The sequence below is a fragment of the Phytoactinopolyspora endophytica genome (genome assembly GCF_004138495.1).
GTDB classification, from domain to species: domain Bacteria; phylum Actinomycetota; class Actinomycetes; order Jiangellales; family Jiangellaceae; genus Phytoactinopolyspora; species Phytoactinopolyspora endophytica.
In genome coordinates this window covers 31,995-34,904 of sequence record NZ_ML142874.1, presented here as the reverse complement: position 1 = coordinate 34,904, position 2,910 = coordinate 31,995, and the positions used below count along the sequence as shown (strand labels likewise).

General features: G+C 66.2%; 2 protein-coding genes. Both read left to right on the top strand.

Features of this window, described 5'->3' with window-relative positions; genetic code table 11:
* Positions 1-524 precede the first annotated feature (524 nt).
* On the top strand, positions 525-1,175 hold the full coding sequence (locus ELR45_RS31660) for a TetR/AcrR family transcriptional regulator (RefSeq protein ID WP_129669868.1): 651 nt from the start codon (positions 525-527) through the stop codon (positions 1,173-1,175).
* 127 nt (positions 1,176-1,302) lie between these two features.
* Positions 1,303-2,820: an MFS transporter gene (locus tag ELR45_RS31655; protein ID WP_129669841.1), complete on the top strand. Its 1,518-nt coding sequence runs from the start codon at positions 1,303-1,305 to the stop codon at positions 2,818-2,820.
* Positions 2,821-2,910 lie beyond the last annotated feature (90 nt).

Sequence of the window (2,910 nt, the reverse complement as noted above, 5' to 3'; positions counted from 1 at the left end):
GCTCGGTGTTCCCGGTGCTATACCCACGCGACCTCCCGTGGTTGTGTGATCAGCCCAGGCGGCCGCGCCGGAGGAACAACAGGGCGACGGCAGCGTCAAAGCCCGGTTCCGGGGTGACCCCAGGGACCTGAAATGCCCGCTTTGGGCAATCCCGATCTTCGGTCATGCGAATGGCAGGGCTCGTTTCGTGGGCGTAAGGGATCCGTTACGCGCCCGACCGTCCCTCCCGGGCGCACTGTCACGCCCTACGCACTGTCACGCCCGGCGCACTGTCACACCCGGCGCACTGTCACACCCGGCGCACTGTCACACCCGGGGCGTAGGGTCCACGCCGTGGTGTATGGACCCGAGGTGGCGCTGCGCAGGGTTCGCAAAAGTGACGCAGGTCACACATCTGATCTGAAATAGCGGGGACTCCTTCCCCGTTTAAAACATCATCGCGTTCAAACGGGGAGGGAATCCCCGGATCGTGAAGCCCGGATCCACCCGCAACTTGTCAGGAGGGGAGCGTCGTGAACGACACGATGACGATGCAGGGCCGCCAAGCGATGCGGGCGGACGCCTCCCGCAACCGAGAGCGGATCATCGAGGCGGCCCGACAGGTCCTCGTCGAGATCGGTCCGGATGTTCCTCTTGACGCCATCGCTCATCGCGCCGGCGTCGGGAACGCCACCGTCTACCGGCATTTCGAGAACCGACGAGAGCTCCTTCTCCATGTGACGTTGCACACCATGGAGCGCATGGCCGAGAGCGCGGAGGCGGCTCTCGCCGAGGCGGAGGAAGGCGACCCGTTTGAGGCACTGCGCGGCTTCGTCTATCGCGCGGCCGATGACCAGCCGGGCTCGCTGTGCACGGTGGTGGCTGAAGGCTTCGACAAGAACGATCCGCGGTTCCGCGCGATTCGTCGGCGGGCGGAGGGCGCCATCGAAGCGCTCATGGACCGTGCTCGGCGTGCCGGTCAGCTCCGTGTCGACGTCGCCATGGGCGACCTCATGGTGGCCGTCACCCAACTGACCCGGCCGCTCGCAGGCACTACAACGGCCGGGTGTGAACTCGCCGAACGATATGTCCGTCGGCACCTGCAACTCTTCGTCGACGGCCTGCATAACCCCGCCCGGTCAGAGCTGCCCGGGGTTCCTGTCACCTTGGAAGAGCTGGAGCGGCGCGACACCTGATCTCGAACATTCTTCTCTAATCCGCATTTCTCCCCTTATGGGCGCGTCGTCACCGCGCGGCCCTGAGTTCTCTCTGTCCTACTAGTCATCCATTTCAACCATTTCGAGTCGATTGGTGGACCAACGCATGTCCGAAACATCCCAGCCTGCGCAGGATGAGGCGGCTCAGCAGCCAGATCCTCGGCGTTGGCGGGCGTTGGCGATCATCTCCATCGCCCAACTGATGGTCGTCCTCGACGCGACCATCGTGAACATCGCTCTCCCGTCCGCCCAGGCCGACCTCGGGATCTCCGACGGCAACCGGCAATGGGTCATCACCGCGTATGCGCTCGCCTTCGGCAGCCTCCTGCTCCTCGGCGGCCGTGTCGCCGACATGTGGGGCCGGAAGAACACGTTCCTCACCGGTCTCGTCGGCTTCGCGGCGGCATCCGCCATCGGCGGGGCTGCCGCCAACGAGGGGATGATGTTCGCCTCTCGTGCGCTCCAAGGTGTCTTCGGCGCGCTCCTGGCGCCGGCGGCCCTGTCGCTGCTGACGGTGATGTTCACCGACGGAAAGGAACGCGCCAAGGCGTTCGGTATCTTCGGTGCTATCGCTGGTGGTGGCGCGGGCGTCGGCCTCGTACTGGGTGGTCTGCTCACCGAGTACCTGGACTGGCGCTGGGTCTTCTTCGTCAACATCCCGATCGCTGCCGTCGCGTTCGTGGGGGCCACGGCCTTCGTCGTCGAGCCCAAGGGCACCCGTAACCGCTCGCCGCTCGACATTCCGGGCACGCTGCTCGGCACGGTCGGCCTCGTCGCCCTGGTGTATGGCTTCACCCGGGCGGAGTCCGAAGGATGGGGTGACGGTGTCACGCTCTCCATGTTCGTGGTGACCGCCGTCCTGCTGGCTGCCTTCATAGCGGTCGAGCGGCGGACAGTCGCGCCGTTGCTGCCGCTGCGAGTGGTGCTCGACCGTAACCGCGGTGGCTCGTACCTCGCGCTGGGGCTGGCCATCATCGCCATGTTCGGTCTGTTCCTGTTCCTGACCTACTACTTGCAGCTGGTGAAGGGCTACAGCCCGATCAGGACTGGCGTGGCGTTCCTTCCGATGGTGGCCGGCATGGTGGTCGGATCCACCCAGATCGGCGCCCGGCTCATGGTCCGGATTCAGCCGAGGTACCTGATGGGGCCGGGCCTTCTGGTGGCTGCGGTGGGCATGCTGATCCTCACCCAGCTCGGTGTCGACAGCTCGTACGTCGGCCTGATCCTGCCTGCGCAGATCCTGCTCGGCCTCGGCCTGGGAACCACCTTCATGCCGGCCATGAGCTTGTCGACGTACGGTGTGGAGCCGCGCGACGCGGGTATCGCCTCCGCGATGATCAACACGTCCCAGCAGATCGGTGGGGCGATCGGCACAGCCTTGCTGAACACGATCGCGGCCAGCGCGGCGACGACGTACATCGCATCGAACGTCGCCGGCGCGTCCTCGCCAGAGCTGGTCCAGATCCAGGGCCAGGTACACGGTTACTCGACGGCGATCTGGTGGGCGACGGCCATCGTCGCGCTCTCCTCAGTGGTGGCCTTTACCCTGATCAACGCCGGGAAGCTGGGTGGCCAGACGGTGGCCGAGGGCGACGAGGAACTGGCCCCGGTGATGGCTCACTAGCCACGGTCGGTCCGCGCCGGCAGCCCCGGAGCCGACGCGGACCGACATGCTGGAACCGAGGGCCGTGGCACTACACGTGCCACGGCCCTC